The 18,592-nt window shown below is 56.6% G+C and carries 17 protein-coding genes and 1 tRNA gene; 9 read left to right on the forward strand and 9 right to left on the reverse strand.

Annotated features, from left to right (window positions below; genetic code table 11):
- Position 1: 1 nt before the first annotated feature.
- On the reverse strand, positions 2 to 1,423 hold the full coding sequence (gene cysS, locus BM205_RS01630) for a cysteine--tRNA ligase (RefSeq protein ID WP_092411923.1): 1,422 nt from the start codon (positions 1,421 to 1,423) through the stop codon (positions 2 to 4).
- 227 nt (positions 1,424 to 1,650) lie between these two features.
- Between cysS and BM205_RS01635 the strand changes: the two genes are divergently transcribed.
- The 3 genes from BM205_RS01635 (at position 1,651) to BM205_RS01645 (ending at position 3,638) form a co-directional block, all read left to right on the forward strand.
- Positions 1,651 to 2,253 carry a peptidylprolyl isomerase gene (locus BM205_RS01635; protein WP_092411924.1) on the forward strand — a complete coding sequence of 201 codons (603 nt, stop codon included), beginning with the start codon at positions 1,651 to 1,653 and terminating at the stop codon, positions 2,251 to 2,253.
- Positions 2,254 to 2,321: 68 nt separating this feature from the next.
- On the forward strand, positions 2,322 to 2,813 hold the full coding sequence (locus BM205_RS01640) for a peptidylprolyl isomerase (protein WP_092411925.1): 492 nt from the start codon (positions 2,322 to 2,324) through the stop codon (positions 2,811 to 2,813).
- Positions 2,814 to 2,846: 33 nt separating this feature from the next.
- Positions 2,847 to 3,638, forward strand: a complete 792-nt coding sequence (locus BM205_RS01645; RefSeq protein ID WP_092411926.1) for a UDP-2,3-diacylglucosamine diphosphatase — start codon at positions 2,847 to 2,849, stop codon at positions 3,636 to 3,638.
- 16 nt (positions 3,639 to 3,654) lie between these two features.
- On the opposite strand, the gene BM205_RS01650 is transcribed toward BM205_RS01645, so the two are convergent.
- The 4 genes from BM205_RS01650 to rnr form a co-directional block, all read right to left on the reverse strand.
- On the reverse strand, positions 3,655 to 4,389 hold the full coding sequence (locus tag BM205_RS01650) for a YceH family protein (protein ID WP_092411927.1): 735 nt from the start codon (positions 4,387 to 4,389) through the stop codon (positions 3,655 to 3,657).
- Between the two features lie 30 nt (positions 4,390 to 4,419).
- A complete protein-coding gene (cysE, locus tag BM205_RS01655) occupies positions 4,420 to 5,169 on the reverse strand; it encodes a serine O-acetyltransferase (protein ID WP_092411928.1) in 750 nt (249 codons plus the stop codon).
- 176 nt (positions 5,170 to 5,345) lie between these two features.
- On the reverse strand, positions 5,346 to 6,089 hold the full coding sequence (gene rlmB / locus BM205_RS01660; protein ID WP_092411929.1) for a 23S rRNA (guanosine(2251)-2'-O)-methyltransferase RlmB: 744 nt from the start codon (positions 6,087 to 6,089) through the stop codon (positions 5,346 to 5,348).
- A gap of 33 nt (positions 6,090 to 6,122) precedes the next feature.
- Positions 6,123 to 8,588, reverse strand: coding sequence for a ribonuclease R (gene rnr, locus BM205_RS01665; RefSeq protein ID WP_092411930.1), 2,466 nt, complete (start codon positions 8,586 to 8,588; stop codon positions 6,123 to 6,125).
- A 145-nt stretch (positions 8,589 to 8,733) separates the two neighbouring features.
- Here rnr and BM205_RS01670 point away from each other — a divergent pair.
- The 3 genes from BM205_RS01670 to BM205_RS01680 all read left to right on the forward strand — a co-directional run bounded on the left by BM205_RS01670 (position 8,734) and on the right by BM205_RS01680 (position 11,272).
- Positions 8,734 to 8,818 (forward strand) — tRNA-Leu (locus BM205_RS01670).
- 346 nt (positions 8,819 to 9,164) lie between these two features.
- On the forward strand, positions 9,165 to 10,457 hold the full coding sequence (locus tag BM205_RS01675; RefSeq protein ID WP_092411931.1) for an MASE1 domain-containing protein: 1,293 nt from the start codon (positions 9,165 to 9,167) through the stop codon (positions 10,455 to 10,457).
- Positions 10,454 to 11,272, forward strand: coding sequence for an alpha/beta hydrolase (locus BM205_RS01680; protein ID WP_092411932.1), 819 nt, complete (start codon positions 10,454 to 10,456; stop codon positions 11,270 to 11,272). The genes BM205_RS01675 and BM205_RS01680 overlap by 4 nt, the downstream gene beginning before the upstream one ends.
- Before the next feature lie 44 nt (positions 11,273 to 11,316).
- Here the strand turns inward: BM205_RS01680 and BM205_RS01685 are convergent, their stop codons facing one another.
- A complete protein-coding gene (locus tag BM205_RS01685) occupies positions 11,317 to 13,647 on the reverse strand; it encodes a patatin-like phospholipase family protein (protein WP_092411933.1) in 2,331 nt (776 codons plus the stop codon).
- 248 nt (positions 13,648 to 13,895) lie between these two features.
- Here BM205_RS01685 and BM205_RS01690 point away from each other — a divergent pair, with 248 nt between their 5' ends.
- Positions 13,896 to 15,032, forward strand: coding sequence for a metallophosphoesterase (locus BM205_RS01690; protein WP_092411934.1), 1,137 nt, complete (start codon positions 13,896 to 13,898; stop codon positions 15,030 to 15,032).
- Between the two features lie 37 nt (positions 15,033 to 15,069).
- Here the strand turns inward: BM205_RS01690 and arfB are convergent, their stop codons facing one another.
- Complete coding sequence (arfB, locus tag BM205_RS01695) at positions 15,070 to 15,507, reverse strand: alternative ribosome rescue aminoacyl-tRNA hydrolase ArfB (protein ID WP_217646002.1); 438 nt, start codon at positions 15,505 to 15,507, stop codon at positions 15,070 to 15,072.
- A 36-nt stretch (positions 15,508 to 15,543) separates the two neighbouring features.
- Positions 15,544 to 16,245 (reverse strand): glutathione S-transferase family protein, encoded by a 702-nt coding sequence (locus BM205_RS01700; RefSeq protein ID WP_092411935.1) that lies wholly within the window; start codon positions 16,243 to 16,245, stop codon positions 15,544 to 15,546.
- Between the two features lie 194 nt (positions 16,246 to 16,439).
- Between BM205_RS01700 and BM205_RS01705 the strand changes: the two genes are divergently transcribed.
- Complete coding sequence (locus BM205_RS01705; protein WP_254783689.1) at positions 16,440 to 17,081, forward strand: YceI family protein; 642 nt, start codon at positions 16,440 to 16,442, stop codon at positions 17,079 to 17,081.
- Here BM205_RS01705 and BM205_RS23930 read toward each other — a convergent pair.
- Entirely contained in the window at positions 16,997 to 17,254 is a 258-nt protein-coding gene (locus BM205_RS23930; RefSeq protein WP_139227197.1) for a porin, read from the reverse strand. The genes BM205_RS01705 and BM205_RS23930 overlap by 85 nt on opposite strands.
- 293 nt (positions 17,255 to 17,547) lie before the next feature.
- Here BM205_RS23930 and BM205_RS01710 point away from each other — a divergent pair, with 293 nt between their 5' ends.
- Entirely contained in the window at positions 17,548 to 18,429 is an 882-nt protein-coding gene (locus tag BM205_RS01710; RefSeq protein ID WP_092411936.1) for a GntR family transcriptional regulator, read from the forward strand.
- Positions 18,430 to 18,592 lie beyond the last annotated feature (163 nt).

An 18,592-nucleotide genomic window follows, 5' to 3' on the forward strand; every position in this document is an offset into this window, starting at 1 on the left:
CTTACGCCCTTCGCCATTCGGTTTGACCACCGGGCTTATCTTCCAGCAAAATGCCATCGGCTTGCAGTTCCTTACGGATCTGGTCTGCTGCAGAAAAATCCTTGGCTATTTTTGCTGCTTGACGAGCTTGAATTTTGAGTAGGATATCTTGCTCTGACAAAGCAGCTTGTGCAATGCCATTTCCGACAACTTCATTACCGGCGAGTACACGGCCTTTCAAATAATCTTCAGGAGCACGCTGCAACAGACCCAGTACGCTGGCCAATGCCTTAAGCTGGCGTGCTGCTGCCGGCGAACGATTTTTGTTAACCTCATTGGCCAGATCGAACAAAGTGGAAATGGCCATAGGCGTATTGAAATCATCATTCATGGCTTGCGCGACACGCTCGGCGTGGGCCTCGCTCCAATCCAGCGGCAAGGCGTCCGCAGCCACTTCCTTCAGCGCGGTGTACAAGCGGGTCAAGGCATGCTTGGCGTCATCCAGATTGGTGTCGGCATAATTCAATGGACTACGGTAATGCGCCCGTAGGATAAAGAAGCGCACCACTTCCGCATCATATTTTTTCAGGACGTCGCGAATCGTGAAAAAATTTCCCAAGGACTTGGACATCTTTTCATTGTCGATGCGCACAAAGCCGTTGTGCATCCAGTAATTGACAAACTGGTGGCCATGCGCGCCCTCAGATTGCGCAATTTCATTTTCATGATGCGGGAACTGTAAATCCTGGCCGCCACCGTGAATATCAAACTGTTCGCCCAGCAATTGCTCCGCCATGGCAGAGCACTCGATATGCCAGCCCGGTCGGCCATGCCCCCAGCGCGAGTTCCATTTAACCTCTTCCGGCTCACTCTCTTTGGCTGCTTTCCACAAGACGAAATCCAGCGGATCGCGCTTGCCGAGATTGACATCGACGCGTTCGCCGGCGCGCAAATCATCCAGCGACTTGCCCGACAACTTACCGTAGCCGGCGAAATCGCGTACTGAATAATTGACGTCGCCGTCGCTGCCCTGGTACGCCAGGCCTTTATGCTCCAGCTTTTCAATCAGGGCCAGCATCTGCGGCACGAACGCCGTCGCGCGCGGCTCGTGATCCGGCTTTTGCACACCCAGCGCGGCAGCATCCTCATCCATGGCTTGTATGAAACGGCTGGTCAGTTGCGAGATCGTCTCGCCGTTCTCGACGGCGCGCTTGATGATCTTGTCATCGATGTCAGTGATATTGCGCACATAAGTAACGTCCAACCCCGACTGGCGCAGCCAGCGCTGCACCATATCGAACACCACCATCACCCGTCCATGACCAAGATGGCAATAGTCGTAGACCGTCATGCCGCAGACGTACATGCGGACCTTGCCCGGTTCGATTGGAGAAAACGGCTGCTTCTCACGCGCCAGCGTGTTATATATTTTCAGGTCGCTCATGGGAAGTTACGGCTTAGGGCACAGAAATAAAGCACAGAAATATTGCAAGCCGTTCCATCTACCTGCACGCTTACCGTGCGAGACGTCAGGACAACTGAATAGCCAAAACTCTTTTGCAGTGCTTAGTTTGATAAAATGTTGCTTTTCGCCGCAGTATATCATTACTGAAATCTGAAAATGCAGCACATGAGACACGAAAACGGTGCCACTTACAAGAAGGAACTTTGATGCCAACACCTCTACGCTTGACTTTTCGCTTGCCACGCCGCAGCTTTACACTGGCGCTTGCCTCTACATTTGCCGCGGCTTGCCTGATAGGTAATCCGTCGTTTGCCAGCGCTGCCGACAAGCCGCACGTTTTGTTGAAAACCAATATGGGCGACATCGTCATCGAGCTGAATCCGGAAAAAGCGCCGAAGACAGTCAAGAATTTTTTAAGCTATGTGAACAGCGGCCACTATAACGGCACCATTTTCCATCGCGTCATCGACAATTTCATGGTCCAGGGCGGCGGCATGACCACGGACATGCGTGAGAAACCGGCACCGAACAAAGTCGAAAACGAAGCCAAGAACGGCCTCAAGAACGTGCCATACAGTGTTGCAATGGCCCGCACCGCAGATCCGCAATCAGCCGGCGCGCAATTTTTCATCAATGTGAACAACAATGAATTCCTCAACTATCCTGGCCGCGACGGCTGGGGCTACGCGGTATTCGGCCAGGTTATCAAGGGCACTGACGTTGTCGACAAGATCAAGAAGGTGAAAACCGCCTATCAAGACGTGCCGACAACCCCGGTTATCATCGAATCGGCTACAGTGACTAAATAAAACCGGCTTTTTACTGCCCTTTTTTTCAACTTTTTCAACCTCCATCAATCTATCTAATAGGAAATACCATGGCTGTCCTTCTCACCACCAACCACGGCACGATCAAAATCGAACTCGAGGCAGAAAAAGCGCCAAAGAGCGTGGAAAATTTCCTGGCGTACGTCAATGCCGGCCACTATAACGGTACGATTTTCCACCGCGTAATCCCAGGCTTCATGGTCCAGGGCGGCGGTTTCGAGCCTGGCATGAAACAAAAGCCGACCAACGATCCGGTCGAAAACGAAGCCAAGAACGGCCTCAAGAACGAGCCGTACACCCTGGCGATGGCCCGCACTTCGGCGCCGCATTCTGCATCCGCGCAATTTTTCATCAACGTCAAGAACAACAGCTTCCTCGACTATCCAGGCCAGGACGGCTGGGGCTACTGCGTTTTCGGTAAAGTAGTTGAAGGCACCGATATCGTCGACAAGATCGAAAGCGTAAAGACCACGCGTACCGGCATGTTTGCCGACGTACCGGTGGATGACGTCATCATCGAAAAAGCCGAAGTAGTCGCTTAATCCGGACTTGGTTTCTATTTTTTAGCGGATCCTATGACAGCTTCAGCCTCGAACTCGCCCGGCGCCGCCGTTGCGCTGTTTATCTCCGACCTGCATCTGCAGGCGGCGCACCCGCGCACTACACAAGCGTTCCTGGATTTTCTGCAGGAACAGGCCATGCGGGTGCCACAACTGTATCTGTTGGGCGATTTGTTCGAGTACTGGGCTGGCGACGACGATCTGGAAACGCCGTATAACCGTGAAATTGCCGAAGCGATCCGGCAAGTCAGCGATAGCGGCGTACAGGTTTTCTGGATCGCCGGCAATCGGGACTTCCTGGTTGGCGAAAGCTTCGCGCAAGCGGCCGGCCTGACCATGTTGCCCGACCCATCGGTAATTACCGTGGGTGGGCACCGCCTGGCAATCGCCCATGGCGATGCGCAATGCACCGACGATCTTGCCTACATGGAGTTTCGCGCGCAGGTGCGCCAGCCGCAATGGCAAGCGCAATTTCTGGCGCTGCCTCTGGCACAACGCAAGGCAATCATTGCCGGCGTCCGCAAGGAAAGCCAGGAAGAACAGCGTCACAAATCCATGGAAATCATGGACGTCAACCAGGCAGCGGTAGCCGCCTTGTTTGACACTACCGCTACCACCACGCTGATTCATGGCCACACCCACAGGCCGGCGCGCCACCATTCCGGTGACGGCGAGGCCGCCCATACGCGCTATGTGTTGCCGGATTGGGAGTATGACGTCAAGACGCAGCGAGGCGGCTGGATTGCGATTGATGCGAATGGCGTGATTCGGCGCTTTGGCCACGACGGCCAGGAATTAGCCGATTGAACCACCCCTTGAGCGATTAGTCGAACTGTCGCTTGAACTCGGCAAACTGCACCGACAGATCATCCATCTGGCGCCGCAGGCTGACAACTTCATCTTCAAGCTGGGCGATCCGGTCCTGGCTTCCACTTTTCACCACTGAGGCGCTGCCGGCCATTGCATCGGCCATTGCCTGCTGTTCCAGTATCTCCTCGCCCGCCAGCAAATGGGCATAGCGCGATTCCTTGGTGCCGGGCGCTTTCGCCAGGCGCGCCACCAATGGCGGATATTTATCGACCAGGAATTGCAAGGCTGTTTCAACCTCGCCGACAGAGGCGAAATCATGCAGCCTGCCGCTACGGCTACGCAACTCGCCAGCCGTCTGAATCCCGCGCAGCATCAAGGTAGTCAATACCGCCAGCTTGTCTTGTTCCAGCAGCCATTTGACGCGCATCCGGTGTTCGTATTTAGCCACCCGGGCGCCGGCCTGGCTCACCTCCACCACCAGCTTGCGCTGCATCAGGCGCTGCAGCACATCCAGCACCGTCGACTCGGCGATAGCCATCACCGGATCGCGACTCGACAACTGGTTGCAGCCATTGGTCAGCGCATTCAGGGACAAGGGATAATTGTCCGGCGTCAGCGCTTCTTTTTCTGCAAGAACCGCCAACACGCGAATTTCAAACTGATCCAGAAACTCATCGGAGCGGCCAGAATCCGCCACCCGCTCGCCATCATTATCACCAGTCGGAATACCGTCTGCTTCTTGATTCATCACACTCTCTCCTGGCTCACTGCGACCGTCTTACTCAACCAGTTTGTTGAGCTGGTCCGGATCAAATTTTTCGAGCTCGGGCAAGCTCTCGCAAGCGATGCCCGACTTCTTCAACAAGGCAATAATGCGGTCGATCTGGTGCTCCTGCGCCGCTGCGTTGTCGATCAAACCATGCAGAGCCTTGGACAGCGGATCATCGCCATTGGGCGTGACGCCGTAAGCTGCAAACATGCGGGCCGCAGCTTCATCCTTGCCGTTGTTGCTTTCTTTCTGCACGATGCGCGCAGGGTTGCCCACCGCAGTCGCGCCCGGCGGCACTTCCTTGACCACTACCGCATTGGAACCAACCTTGGCACCCTCGCCCACAGTGAAACCACCCAGCACCTTGGCACCGGCGCCGATGATCGCTCCGCGCGCCAGGGTTGGATGGCGTTTGGCGCCCTTGTTGAGTGAGGTTCCGCCCAGAGTCACGCCTTGGTAAATGGTGCAGTCGTCGCCGACTTCGGCAGTCTCGCCGATCACCACGCCAAAACCATGGTCGATGAACACGCGCCGGCCGATGGTTGCACCGGGATGGATTTCAATTCCGGTCAAAGTGCGGGCTATCTGCGAAATGAAACGTCCCGGCCATTTGAAGCCGTTGTGCCAGCAATGATGCGCCCAGCGATGCAGGATGATGGCATGCAGGCCGGGATAGCAAGTCAGTACTTCCCACTGGGTACGAGCGGCGGGATCACGTGCCATGATGTTGGCAATGTCTTCACGAATGCGGCTGAACATAAGGATGTCGGATGTATGCGGAGGCGTAATGTTATTCCAAATTACGCCTGCCGTCTTTTACTGCGAAAGTCCGGAAAAACCGGCAGGCCGGTTTCAGGCTGGACTGGGAAATCCTGAATTGCCGCCATGCATGAAAAACCGGCGGCCTGATTCAGAATGGGTAAGGCGGAATGGGATCAACAACCCTTTACCATGCGCTGGCGACGGGCTTCATACAGGCAAACGCCGGACGCGACCGACACATTCAGGCTTTCGACAGAACCGAACATCGGCACGTTGACCAGCACATCGCAAGTTTCGCGCGTGAGGCGGCGCATACCTTCACCTTCGGAACCCATTACCAGCGCTGCCGGGCCGGAAAAATCGGCTTCATACAAGCCTTTTTCGCCGTCTTCGTCGGTGCCGATCAGCCAGATTTCACGTTCTTTCAGTTCGCGCAAGGTACGCGCCAGATTGGTCACCGTGATGTAGGGAACGGTTTCGGCAGCCCCGCTGGCGACCTTGGCCGCAGTGGCGTTCAAGCCAACCGCGCGGTCCTTCGGTGCGATCACGGCATGCGCGCCGGCGCCATCGGCGACCCGCAGGCAGGCTCCGAGGTTGTGCGGATCGGTGATGCCATCGAGAACCAGCAACAGCGGCGGACCGACAATCGCATCCAGCAGCTCATCCAGGTTACGCGCCAGCGACAACTCGCCGGCTTTTGCTACCACGCCTTGGTGGCGGCGCGTGCCGACGATATTCGACAAACGCGCGTCATCCACCGGGATCACACGTACGCCAACCGCTTTGGCGGCATTCAGCAGATCTTGCATGCGGCGATCGACGCGGCTGGCGTCCACATAAATCTCTTCCACCGACGATGCTTCGTGACGCAAACGCGCGGTGACGGCGTGAAAGCCGAAAATCATTTTACTTTTCATATTCTATCTATCAGGGTCAATCTATTACAGGGTCTATCGTTTACGTTTACTAGACTTCGTGAAGGCCTTCGGTGCACGCGTCTTTTCAGGAACGATTGCCGTCTTGGCCTTCTTTGCTTTGGTCGCCTTACCTGGGCTGGTGGTCTTGGCCGCAGTGGTGACGCCACCGGTTTTCCTAGGTGGAGCCGCCTTGGCGCCGCCCTTTGGCTTGGCGCTGCGTGCTTGCGCATTGTCCGCACGCCGTGCTTCATTCTTGAGTACGGTCTTGATACCGGGCTCGTTGACCAGGCGCAGATCGATCTTGCGTGCATCCAGGTCAACCCGGCTTACCTGCACCGTTACCCGGTCCGTCAACTGATAACGGATGCCGGTACGCTCACCGCGCAATTCGTGCCGCGCTTCGTCGTACTGGAAGTAATCGGCGCCAAGTTCGGTGACATGCACCAGGCCTTCGATGTACAACGCATCGAGCTGCACAAAAATACCGAACGTGGCGACACCGGAAATCACGCCGGTAAATTCTTCGCCCAGCTTGTCGCGAATGAAATAGCACTTGAGCCACGCTTCGACATCGCGCGAAGCCTCGTCGGCACGCCGCTCATTGGCGGAACAATGTACACCGAGCGCTTCCCAGATGGCCAGGCTGCCTTCGTTTTTCTTCTTGCCCGCTGCCTTGTCTTCCGCCTGTTTCTTGCGGCCGGCCGGCGACAGCATGGTGTTCAGGGCACTGGTGTCCAATCCCTTCGGATCATAGCGCTTGCCTTGCAGGATCGCCTTGATCGTGCGATGCGTCAGCAAATCGGGATAACGCCGGATCGGACTGGTGAAATGCGCATACGATTCATACGACAAACCGAAGTGGCCGATATTTTCCGGGCTGTAGACCGCTTGCTGCATGGAGCGCAGCATCATGGTTTGCAGCAGCAAGGCATCCGGCCGCGCCTTGATCTTAGGCATCAGCTCGGCATAATCGGAAGCCGCAGGCGTATCGCCGCCAGCCAGCGTCAAGCCAACCTGCTTCAAGAAGGTGCGCAGTATCGTCAGCTTTTCCTTGGTCGGATGCGCATGGATCCGGAACAGGCCCGGATGCTTGTGACGCTCCATCAGGTCGGCGGCGCAGACATTAGCCGCCAACATGCATTCTTCAATCACCTTGTGCGCATCGTTGCGGGTGCGCGGCAGGATTTTTTCGATCTTGCCGGCTGCATTGCAGACGATGTAGGTCTCGGTGGTTTCGAAATCGATCGCGCCGCGCGCCTGGCGCGCTTGCAGCAGGGCGTGAAAGACCTCATACAAATGCAGCAAATGCGGCACCAGGCCGGGACGTTTGGCTGCTTCCGGCCCCTTGGTATTACCCAGGATAGCCGCCACTTCAGTGTACGTCAGGCGTGCCGCGGAATGAATCACCGCGGGATAGAACTGGTAAGCCTTGATCTCACCCTTGGCGCTGATCACGGCATCGCACACCAGCGTCAGGCGATCGACGTCGGGATTGAGCGAACACAGGCCGTTGGATAATTTCTCCGGCAGCATTGGAATCACGCGGCGCGGGAAATAGACCGAAGTGCTGCGCTCCAGCGCATCGACATCCAGCGCATCGTTAGGTTTGACGTAATGACTAACGTCGGCAATCGCCACAATCAGCCGGTAACCGTTGGCGCGGCCGATCTTGACCGGCTCGCAATAAACAGCATCGTCGAAATCGCGGGCGTCTTCGCCGTCGATCGTTACCATCGGCACATCGCGCAAATCGACGCGATCGGCCAGGTCGGCGGCACGTACTTCGCCCGGCAGCTTGGCAGCCAGCTTCTTGGCCGCTTCGGAGAACTCATGCGGCACGCCGTATTTGCGCACCGCAATTTCGATTTCCATGCCCGGATCGTCAATATCACCCAGGATTTCGACAATCTTGCCGACCGGCTGGGTAAAACGCGAAGGTTGTTCGGTCAGCTGGACGCTGACTACTTGCCCGGCCTTGGCTTTGCCCGGCGAACCGGCCAGGATGATGTCCTGTCCGATGCGCTTATCTTCGGGAGCGATCACCCAAACCCCGTTTTCATTCAGCAAACGGCCAATCACATGGGTATTCGCGCGTGACACCACCTCGACAATCGTTCCCTCGGGACGGCCGCGGCGGTCGGTGCCGATAATGCGCGCCTGGACCCGGTCGCCATGCAGCACTTTCTGCATTTCCTTTTCAGGCAGGAAAACGTCGTCGCCGCCTTCGTCCGGAATCAGGAAGCCGAAACCGTCACGATGGCTGCTGACGCGGCCCTCGATAAAGCCGGGTGAATTGGTCAGTTTGTAGATGCCGCTGCGGTCGGGCTTGATTTGCCCGTCGCGTTCCATGGCATTCAGGCGGCGCGTCAAACCATCCATTTCATCAGGTTTGACATTAAGCGCGGCGGCTAGAGCGGCGGCGTTTTGCGCCTCGGAAGAGGTTCGCAGAAGGCCGAGAATTTCCTCCCGGCTGGGGATTGTGTAGGAATATTGGCTCAAAAGGCTATTTTCAACAGGTTGTTATTCATCAAGGCTTAGTGTAACGGAGGAATATGACATTCTCCTAACCAAGCAATTTATATCTTCATATCGTTATGACTGAGTTGACTTATTTTCAGGTTAGCTTATAATCTTGCTCTCTCAAGCCCACGTGGCGGAATTGGTAGACGCGCATGGTTCAGGTCCATGTGCCGCAAGGTGTGGGGGTTCGAGTCCCTCCGTGGGCACCATATACCATAGACTAGACCCTTCCGGGGGTCTAGTCTCCGCAAAATTCCCTGCATTACCGAGCCAATCGGAATGCATGACGGATATCAGAACTAACCAGCATCAAATCCCATAATATCAGCAAATTGCAATAATACGGATGCAGTCGCGGACGCAGCACGCGTACGTAACCTCTCCTGGCCGCCATCGGCTCGCCTGCCCCATCTCCCGGCTCACAGGCGAACGTCTGCAGACGCGTCATCAATCTTGCCACCAACCAAATTCTTTCCAGATTCACCATATAATGAGCGGCGCCACGATCATCATTTCCGGGATGACGACTGCGCCAACGCCATAAGGATATCTAGTGTGAAACTGACCAACCAATCTGTCATTGCATTGCTGTGGGGTTTGCTCTACCTGGCCACCGGCTACGTGTCGCATCAGCTCAATGGCCCGATTGCGGCGACCGGTTATATCTGGCTGCCGGCCGGCGTCACCGTGGCGGCGTTCATGCTGACCAAGACCGGACGCTGGCTGCCGGTGGCTATCGGCTTCGTGCTGGCGCAACTGCTTCTGGGCTGGATCGAAGACCGCAATCTGCTGCGGGTTGCACTGTTTGCTCTCGACGAGATCGGCGTCGCGGCAATCGTGGTGGCGCTGGTGCGCATGCTCCAATTACCAATGGAAGGTTTGAATTTCGTGCGTGGCCTGTTGATCGCGGGCGTCGCCTGCAGCGCCATCAGCGCAGCCATTGGCGCTGCCTGGTTCTTGCTGGTGCAACAGGTGCCGTTCTGGCCGACTGCGCGCATCTGGGCTGCCTCCGATCTGGTTGGCATCCTGATTGTCACACCTGTACTGGCAGGCTGGTCGCGCTTCCACGCGATGCGTTCCGGCGGTATGGATCGCAGCGACTTCCTGCTCGGCCTGGCGGCGTTCGTCGCCTTGGGAGCGACTGCTTTTATCATCTTCGACGGTCATGGCATCAGCAATTTTTCTGCCGGCGTCAATTTTGCGCTGACTTATGTACCGCTTTTTTTCGTTGCAGTTGTCACCTTGTTGTGGGGCGGCCGCGGCGGCTCGCTGGCAGTCGCCATGCTGGCCTTTTTCGCCTTGTTGAACACGGTCCAGGGCGAAGGGCCTTTTGCCGCTTTTGCGGATACTTATTCCAAACATTCATTGCTGGAAGCCCAGCTCTATCTCGCTGTCGCCGCCCTGCTCAGCCTGCTGATCAGCGCCCTCAAGACTACCCGCGAACAACTGCATGAAGATGCCGCGCAGTGGAAAAACGACACCGAGCTAGCCCTGACCGCCAGCCGGCAACTGGTCTACAACATAGACCCGCATAGCAAAAAGCTGTGCTGGCATGGAGATCTGCAGGGATTGCTTGGCGTAGCGAACACCGCCTTCAGCGACCTGGACCAGGTTCTGGCACACGTCCATCCAGATGATCGCCAGCCATTGCGCAGCCGTTGGCTCGACGACACCGACGACGATGCCCGCCCTGACCTGAGTTTCCGCCTGCTGCTGCCGGCTGGAGGAGAAAGCCAGGTGACCGACATGAGCGCCGTACTACTCGATGCCGACGAATCGGTCGCCATGGTGGCCGGCGCCTGGCGCCTCAATCTCAAGGAGGATGCGCGGCAACGGGGCCGGATATGAGTGGTCGTACCGGCGCCTTGCTGATTCACGGCCTGGGCGGCACCCAATTCGATCTCGGCTCGATGCACAAAGTGCTGCAGCGCGCCGGCGTGGAAACTCACGCGGTTACCTTGCCCGGCCACGGCGGCCAACCTGAAGATCTGGTGACGGTAAGCTACGAGGACTGGCTGGACAGCGTCACCGCCAGTTACCGTGAACTGGCGCCGCAGTATGACACTTTCCACGTGATGGGCATGTGTCTGGGCTCGTTGCTGGCGCTGGCATTGTGCGAGCGTGTGCAGCATGGGAAAGGCGCAGGTAATGCCGATGGCAAGCTGGTGACCTTGGCGCCGCCGGTCTTCATCGATGGTTGGTCTACTCCCTGGTATCGCCAGTTGCGCCATCTGGTGTACTGGATACCCGGCATGGCGAGCCGGATGAAGGTCGAAGAAGACGAGCCGTTCGGCATCAAGAATGCCACGGTGCGCGCCATCGTCAAGGCCAAATTCGCACGCGGCGACAATTTCCACTATCGCTGGGTGCCGCTGGCCTGCATCCGCCAGGTCGACCGCTTACGCAAGAAAGTACTGGCGGGAGCCCACAGGATCGCCAGCCCGACCTTGGTGGTCCATGCGCGCGAAGATGAACTGACCAGCCTGAAATCGGCCGAATTCCTGCAAGCGACGTTGCCGGATGCACGCGTCGTGGTGCTGGAAAACAGTTATCACATGATTTGCGTCGACAATGACCGGGAACAAGTGGTCAACAGCGTGCTGGAATTTTTCGGCTATCCGCCAGCGCCGCCGCGGCGGGTGCGCGGTGCTGACAAGATCTGATACCAAGACCTGATATCTATAGCACACCGCCCTCAGCGGCCACTTTAAAATACCCGGCCCAATTGCAAATACACGTTCCAGACCCCGCGCGGCGCCAACGCCAGGCCGAAATACAGAGGACCAAGGAAGCTGCTCCCACCTAAGAACATGCTGGCGCTTTTCTTGAGTGGCCCGCTGCCAAAGGCCTCACGGGTCTGCCAGACGTCGCCCACTTCCAGGCTGGTACCCAGCACCGTATTACGTAATCCTGGCAATTCCAGTCCTGGCATGTCGCGCAGGTAAGTCAGGCGGCTATACAGCAGGTAATTTCCATTAAATTGATCTGGGGCATACGCCGACAAATGCTGAAATCCTCCCAGGGAAAATCCAAGCCCGCCATTGCCGGTGGCGTCATTCGCTTCATTGCCGTAGGTGCCCGCTGCTTCCAACGCCACGTTAAGCGTATTGCCGCCGCGGCTGATCGCCCATAATGCCTTGCTTTGGGAATCGCTGTAACTGTTCGCCGCGCCACCGAAACCAACGTTACTGATGGCAGAAAGGTAGTAACCTTTGCGCGGGAACAACGGATCGTCAAGTTGATCGATGGTGAGTTGAGCGCGGAATACCGGCTGCTTGATACGGTATGACTGGAATATCCCGTCCGACAGTTGCCCTCCGAAAGGAAAATTGTATGAAGGCCGGGCCACCAGCCATTGATAATTAATCCCCGCCCGGAACTCGCCGAGGCGGCCAATCGGAATGCCCAGATCAATACCGACCTTGGTGGTATCGATCCGATAGGCCGTAACAGGAACTGTAGACGAGGTGACGTCATCGTCGGCATAGATATCAAGATGACGACGTGCGTATTCGGCGTACGGCGCCACATATAACCCGACCTGGCCCCAGATCGGCTGCCGCAATTCGGTATGCAAGCTACCCTGATTGCTACCCAGCACAACATCGTTGCGCCACTCCAGGCCGCTTTCGGTAATCCATGGCAAACGATGGCCGATTTGCAGATTGAAATCGCCGCGACCGTCAAAATTATTCGACACGCCAAGGCCGAACAACAAGAAGTGCGGTCCCCAGGATTTATCGTCGGCATCGACCTTCAGCACATTGCGGCCATTCTCCGTCACCAGTTCTTGCGTCACGCTTTTGAAATCGCCGTTGGTCGCCAGCTGCGCCACATCTTTATTGAGTGCGACCGGGTTGTAGAAATCGCCTTCCTTGACGTCCAGCGCGCGCCGCACTACCGCTGCCGGCACCCGGCCGTTGCTCTTGATTTCAATTGCGTCAATATGGGTTTCCTGCGCCAGCACCGGGCCACCGGTACGCGAAGCAAGATATTCCTTCCATTGCTGCGGCGGTAACGCCAGTGCTGCAAGTTTGGCGCGCTGGCGCTCGGTTGCATCGTAGCCGGCCTTGACGCCGTCCTTGCCGCGCGAAAAATCGGCAAAAGACAAATCGCCCAGTTCCGGCTCTATCAATACATCGTCTTTCTTGAGCGAATCGATCTGTTGCTTGACGTTTTGATGAATCAGGATGGTCACCATCTGCTGCGCCACCGCGGTCGGCGAATCGAGCGTAGACGGATCTGCCAGATCGGTTGCGATATTGACCGCAATGATGATGTCGGCACCCATGCTGCGCGCCAGCGATACCGGCAAGTTGCGTACCAGTCCGCCGTCGACCAAGGTTCTGCCATCCAGCTTGAGCGGCGCGAACAGTCCCGGCACCGCCATGCTGGCGCGAATCGCGCGCGGCAGCGAGCCCTGGCTTAGCACGACTTCCTGGCCGCTGCCCAGATCGGTCGCCACAGCACGGAAAGGCGTTGGCAATTTATCGAAAGAAATATTCGCCGGCAGCTGCGGGGTCCAGTTCTGCAACAGCAACAGCAGATTATTACCCTGCACCAGGCCAGCCGGGAGTTTCAGTTTGCCGTCGCCGTAGCCGGCCGACAAGCCGATGGGATATTGGAAATCGTCCTCGCGCTGAGACTGCGGCAGTTCTGCCCGGTCATTACGGTCGAAGGCGATATCGCTCAGGTTGGTTTCGGTCAGGATGCGATCCAGCTCTTCCACCGACAGCCCGCTCGCATACAAGCCGCCGACCACCGCTCCCATGCTGGTTGCCGCAACATAATCGATAGGGATGTGCATTTTTTCCAGCGCCTGCAACACGCCCAGATGCGCGTAGCCGCGCGCGCCGCCGCCTGACAGCACCAGGCCGATGCGAGGCCGGGTGGAATTTGCATTTTTGGCGTCGGCAGCCGTTATCGGCGCGGCCGGTGCCGGGTTCGCATGAGCCAGACCGAAAAGCAGGCAACCCAGGAACAGGCACAAGCTGCGGAACAGACGGGAAATGACTTGATTTCGCTTCGAAAGAGGCATAACTAGCGGAAAAACACCTGATATTGTGATTGTGAAAGTAATTATTAGAGAATTAACTTCCCGATTATATTTGAATAAACCAACAGTTTCCTCAATACATCGCATGCCGTATACAGGCGTGCTGCTATTGAAGCCGGCATCTACGCCCTGATATGGGTAAAAAGCGCACCACTCGCCACTAGATCGTTAATGGTGATTGCTTCAAAGCGTTCCATTCATGTCCCTTCATTCTTTTCACAGGTACCCTCATGCCTTCGCGCTTTGCCATCGTGGTTGTTCTGTTTTTGCTGGGCGTATTGCATGCGCTTATCGGTTGGCTCCTGATACCGGCGCTGTCGGCTATCCCGCTCTTGCCAGTCTTGCTAGGTAGCTGGCTACTGCTGTCGTTCCTGCTGATTCCAGCCGGCCTGCTGGCCCGCGCCATCCAGCGCCAGCCCCTGTCCGATCGCATGGCATGGGCCGGCATGCTGGCCATGGGTGTATTTTCATCGCTGTTACTGACGACTCTGTTACGTGAGCTATGCCTGTGGCTGTCACCTTGGTTCACACTGAAGCAAGATCAATTCGCATTCTGGAGCGCGGTGGCGGTGCTGCTCGTGACCGCCCTGACCAGCGTCATCGGATTTTTCAATGCGCGCCGCCTGGCTGCGGTGGTCGACGTCGATGTCCCGATCAACGGCTTGCCCGCCGCCCTGCACGGCTACAGCATCGTGCAGATCAGCGACATTCATGTCGGCCCGACCATCAAGCATAGTTACCTGGATGCTATCGTCAACAAGGTCAACACTCTCAAGCCAGACTTGATCGCGGTCACCGGCGATCTGGTCGACGGCAGCGTGCAGCAGCTGGCGGCACACACTGCGCCACTGGCCAAGCTGCGCTCCCGTCACGGCGCCTATTTCGTTACCGGCAATCACGAATATTATTCGAACGCACCAGAATGGGTAGCGGAAGTGCGCCGGCTTGGATTGACGGTGCTCATGAACCAGCACGTGGTGATCGACCATCAGGGCGCCTCACTGCTGGTGGCCGGTGTCACCGATTATAGTGCCCATCATTTTGACGAAGCCCAGCGCAGCGATCCGCATGCAGCACTGGCCGGCGGTCCGCGGCATGTAGCGTTGAAACTGCTGCTTGCGCATCAGCCGCGCTCGGCCGCCGCCGCAGCCGACGCCGGTTTCGACCTGCAGTTATCCGGCCATACGCATGGCGGCCAGTTCTTTCCCTGGAATTTGTTCGTACCGATGCAGCAGCCATATACCTCCGGCCTGCGCCGCTTACGCAATTTATGGGTGTATACCAGCCGCGGCACCGGTTATTGGGGGCCGCCGAAACGCTTGTTCGCACCATCGGAAATCACGCGCTTGCGATTGGTGCCTGCGTAACCCTGGCGCGGTGCGCCAATCGGGAGCGCCGGCTTTTTCAGAGAATTACCTTGCCGCGCATGGCTTTGTCTTTGCCGCGCCGGGTCTTGCTATCGACCCGCTTTAATTTTGCAGTCCGGCTGGGCGCCGTTGGCCGTCTTTTCTTGGGAATCACAGTCACGCTCAGCAATAATTCCTGCAGGCGTTGCAAGGCTTCGCCCTTGTTCTTTTCCTGGCTGCGCGACTGTTGCGCCTTGAGAATCAGAACCCCGTCCTTGGTAATGCGCTGGTCGTTCAACGCCAGCAGCTTTTCCTTGTAGAAATCGGATAGCGACGATGCGCCGATGTCAAACCGCAGATGTATCGCCGACGAGACTTTGTTGACGTTCTGGCCGCCCGGCCCCTGAGCGCGGACGGCGCTTATCTCGATCTCACTCAGCGCGATGGCGAGTGAGTCGGTGATGCGCAGCAGTTTGTCGTCGTTAGGTGGAAACATGCGCGATATTATGGCACGCCACTGTGCGCTTCTGTTTCACTTCGACGGCGCGCCACGCAGATCTTCCAGCAACGTGCCTGCCGCGCTGGCTTCGTCTTCATGGCCAGGTTCACGCCAGGTTTCCGCCAATGCGTCGGCCTGCCACTCACGCATGGCCGGCAAATCGAGCAACCGCGTCACGTAGGCTAGTGCCGCCGGGCTCAACTTGAGGCCGTAGGTTTGTACCCGGAACGCTACCGGCGCAAAAAATGCATCGACGGCGCTGAAGTTTGCACCAGCCAGGAAAGGTCCGCCAAAACGTGCCAGGCCTTCATTCCACAATTCGTCGAGGCGGGCGATTTCGCCCTGCAACGCTTCAGACACGTGCTCAAGCCGCACCCGGATGCCGCAATTCATGGTGCAATGCTGCCGCAAGGCGCCAAAGCCGGAATGCATCTCGGCAGCGGCGCAGCGCGCCCAGGCCCTGGCTTGCGGGTCGCTCGGCCAGACGCCGCCATGGCGCTCGGCGAGATACTCGACAATCCCGAGCGAATCCCATAGCGAAGTACCGTCGTGTATCAAGGCCGGCACCTTGCCGGATGGCGAAAAACTGCGGAATGTATCCCAGTTAGAGCCTACGGCGCCGTCGGTAAACGGCACAATGTGTTCGTTAAACGTCAATCCGAGTTGACGCATCAGTACCCATGGCCGCAACGACCATGATGAATAATTTTTGTTGGCGATATACAGCTCATACATGATGGAAGGCGCTCCGCTTTGAGTTGCTACGATTAATCCCAGATACAGACAATGACTACATACAATGATTACAGACAACGGATTTTTGGCGTTGCTGCGAAAGAACTATTTTATATGCTTCCGGATCGGAATATATGTACTATCTGTATCGTTAAGCTTAGTAGAGAACCAAAAATTGAAGGTGATGTCTCACCATGCAAACCAGCGACAGCCAGATGGCAGTTCTGCAAAAGCAGTTACCAAAGAAAAACGCTTTGCCGCGCTCTTTACTATTGCTGCTGATGCTTGGCAGCAGCGCCTGTTTTGCTGCAGACCGTTACCTGATTGATCCGGAACACACTTTTTCGTATTTCGAGTACAACCATTGGGGCCTGTCGAAGCAGCGCAGCCGCTTTGACACCACCACCGGATCGATTGAAATCGACCAGGACACACATAGCGGCAGTATCGACATCGAAATCGATGCGGCATCGGTCAGTACCGGTAGCGACCGCTTCAACCAGGTCATGCGCTCCGGCGATTTTTTCGACGCTGCCAACTACCCGAAGATCAGTTTCAAATCCTCTAGCCTGCATTTCGAAGAACAGCAGCTGACGAAAGTCGACGGCGACCTGACGATCAAGGGCATCACGCATCCGGTAACGCTGGAAATCAGCAATTTCAATTGCCGTTTCATGCTCGCTTACGGTAAGCAGGCCTGCGGCGCCAACGGCTCGGCCAAGATTTTACGCAGCGATTACAAGCTTGCGCGCTACGTGCCCTTTGTCAGCGACGCGGTGACCTTGCACATCAGCGTTGAAGCAATAAAGGAATATAGCAAGCCCGCGCCGGACTGAGCCAGGTTGCGGCTGGCATTGTCATTGGCGTCAGGTACATTGCTCAGTACTTCGACGCCGGTATCTATCCCGCCGAAAATGGTGAGGCCGGACTGCGCATGCGCGCCACCGGCCAGCATGGCTGCCATGGCCGCCATTGCTGCAGCGATTGTCTTTTTTGTCTTTTGCCTCATGTTTCCTTGTCCCTCCTGTGGTTGCGTACCCGCCATGGACATGTGTTTTTTTGAGCGCCACATTCCTGTACCGCAGCGCTATTTGTCCCATGTGGACGCCTCTCCTGCATATTTATTATCAAATAGATAACCACAAAATAGCCTGTATTAATTTTTTGATAAAGCCAAACGAATGCTGTTTTTTAAGAATCGTCTTATCTGTTAAGTATCCCAACCGAATCTGCCCGATAGTTTACTTAAATGATATTAATCATTTAACATCAATCAAATGTAAACCTGACAGTGGCAAGAGAATGACAAAACCAGAAAAATCCAGCCGTCCGAGCCCCTTGCAACTCGACTTGGCGAATCGGCTGATCCAACAGATAACGACCGGTGAATTGCCTGCCGGAACACATTTGACTGAGGAAGGCCTGGCAAACCAGTTTGATGTTTCGCGGACTCCGGTCAAAGCGGCATTGCGCCTGGTGGCTGCACAAGAGTTGCTGGAATACCACGTGAACAGCGGCTATTTCGTCAGCGCTAACGCCACGCTCGGCAAAGCGGAGGAGATGGTGGTGGACGGCGTCAGCGGCGACACCCTGTATTTGCGGCTGATCGACGATCGCACCAATAATCTGTTGCCTGACATGATGACGGAAACCGATTTCCTGGGCCGCTACGCGGTGTCGCGCAGTTTGTTGCGTGGAACATTGGTACGTATGGCGGCAGACGGCCTGATAGAGAAACGCCGCGGCCAGGGCTGGAATTTCTCGCCGGCCATAGGCTCGCCTGAGCTGATGGCGGAGAGTTACCAGTTTCGTACCATGGTGGAGTGCGGCGGACTGTTGGAAAGCACTTTCAAAATCGATGCCGTTCCATTGCGGAACAGCCGGCTGGCGCATGAAAAACTGCTGTGCCAGAGTCCGGCCGAATATTCCGCCCTGGCGTTTTTCTCGCTCAATGCCGCTTTTCACGAAATGCTGGCGCGCTTTTCCAACAATCGCTTTGTGCTGCAAGCGGTACAGCAACAGAATCAACTTCGGCGCCAGAGCGAACATATCGCGGTTCACCACGCTCCGCGCCAGATCGACTCATGCCACGAGCATTTGCAAATCATCCAGGCGCTGGAAAGCGGTAACAGGGAATGGGCAGCCGCACTGATGCGGCATCACCTGAGCATTGCGCGATATTAATTGGTGATGCGTGGCAATGCGTGGCTATGCATGACGAAGTGCGACAACCCATGACGATGCATTTATAGCCCTAAAAGATCGAAGTAAAATTGCACGACATGGCTGCCCGCATGTCTATTGGTTTGCGTTAGGCGGCCGGCACAATGTAATAAAAGGTTCTGGT

Source organism: Collimonas sp. OK307 (assembly GCF_900113705.1).
Lineage (GTDB): Bacteria > Pseudomonadota > Gammaproteobacteria > Burkholderiales > Burkholderiaceae_D > Collimonas.

Bases quoted from the DNA above. Each gene is read 5' to 3' on its own strand.
- cysS (WP_092411923.1), bottom strand. From the start codon at position 1,423: ATGAGCGACCTGAAAATATATAACACGCTGGCGCGTGAGAAGCAGCCG.
- BM205_RS01635 (WP_092411924.1), top strand. From the start codon at position 1,651: ATGCCAACACCTCTACGCTTGACTTTTCGCTTGCCACGCCGCAGCTTT.
- BM205_RS01640 (WP_092411925.1), top strand. From the start codon at position 2,322: ATGGCTGTCCTTCTCACCACCAACCACGGCACGATCAAAATCGAACTC.
- BM205_RS01645 (WP_092411926.1), top strand. From the start codon at position 2,847: ATGACAGCTTCAGCCTCGAACTCGCCCGGCGCCGCCGTTGCGCTGTTT.
- BM205_RS01650 (WP_092411927.1), bottom strand. From the start codon at position 4,389: ATGAATCAAGAAGCAGACGGTATTCCGACTGGTGATAATGATGGCGAG.
- cysE (WP_092411928.1), bottom strand. From the start codon at position 5,169: ATGTTCAGCCGCATTCGTGAAGACATTGCCAACATCATGGCACGTGAT.
- rlmB (WP_092411929.1), bottom strand. From the start codon at position 6,089: ATGAAAAGTAAAATGATTTTCGGCTTTCACGCCGTCACCGCGCGTTTG.
- BM205_RS01680 (WP_092411932.1), top strand. From the start codon at position 10,454: ATGAGTGGTCGTACCGGCGCCTTGCTGATTCACGGCCTGGGCGGCACC.
- BM205_RS01685 (WP_092411933.1), bottom strand. From the start codon at position 13,647: ATGCCTCTTTCGAAGCGAAATCAAGTCATTTCCCGTCTGTTCCGCAGC.
- BM205_RS01690 (WP_092411934.1), top strand. From the start codon at position 13,896: ATGCCTTCGCGCTTTGCCATCGTGGTTGTTCTGTTTTTGCTGGGCGTA.
- arfB (WP_217646002.1), bottom strand. From the start codon at position 15,507: ATGTTTCCACCTAACGACGACAAACTGCTGCGCATCACCGACTCACTC.
- BM205_RS01700 (WP_092411935.1), bottom strand. From the start codon at position 16,245: ATGTATGAGCTGTATATCGCCAACAAAAATTATTCATCATGGTCGTTG.
- BM205_RS01705 (WP_254783689.1), top strand. From the start codon at position 16,440: ATGCAAACCAGCGACAGCCAGATGGCAGTTCTGCAAAAGCAGTTACCA.
- BM205_RS23930 (WP_139227197.1), bottom strand. From the start codon at position 17,254: ATGAGGCAAAAGACAAAAAAGACAATCGCTGCAGCAATGGCGGCCATG.
- BM205_RS01710 (WP_092411936.1), top strand. From the start codon at position 17,548: ATGACAAAACCAGAAAAATCCAGCCGTCCGAGCCCCTTGCAACTCGAC.